This window comes from Streptomyces morookaense (genome assembly GCF_013030945.1).
GTDB lineage: Bacteria > Actinomycetota > Actinomycetes > Streptomycetales > Streptomycetaceae > Streptomyces > Streptomyces morookaensis.
In genome coordinates, this window is the sequence record NZ_JABBXF010000218.1 from 1 (window position 1) to 493 (window position 493).

1 protein-coding gene is annotated in these 493 nt (G+C 71.6%); it reads right to left on the reverse strand.

The genetic code is table 11. The features are described from left to right. Positions 1–446 (reverse strand): ATP-binding cassette domain-containing protein (locus HG542_RS34240; protein WP_171088343.1); only part of this gene is annotated, 446 nt, incomplete at its 3' end. Positions 447–493 lie beyond the last annotated feature (47 nt).

Below are 493 nucleotides of genomic sequence, written 5' to 3' on the forward strand. Positions count from 1 at the left end.
GCCGGGATACGGACCCGGTCCATCAGCCGGACCGCCTGCGCCCGGGCGTCCTTGCGGGTCGCTCCCCGGTGGACCTCGTACATCTCGCCGAGCTGTGCGCCCACCGTCATCACGGGGTTGAGGGCGGAGAGCGCGTCCTGGAAGATCATGGCCAGTTTCGCGCCGCGGATCCGGCGGCGATCGTCTTCCGCCGCCGCCAGCAAGTCCGTTCCGCGGAAGAGGACTTGGCCGCCGGTGACGTACCCCGGCGGCGAGTCCAGGATGCCCATGACGGCCTGGGCGGTCACGGACTTGCCGGAGCCGGACTCCCCCAGCACGGCCAGCGTCCGCCCGGCGGCGACCGAGTAGCTCACGCCGTTGACGGCCTTGGCGACTCCGTCCCGGGTACGGAACTCGACGTGCAGGTCCCGCACGTCGAGCAGGACGTCCTGCTCCGCCTGTTCCATCTCCCCGCTCCTCAGCGCAACTTGGGGTCGAGGGCGTCGCGCACCGC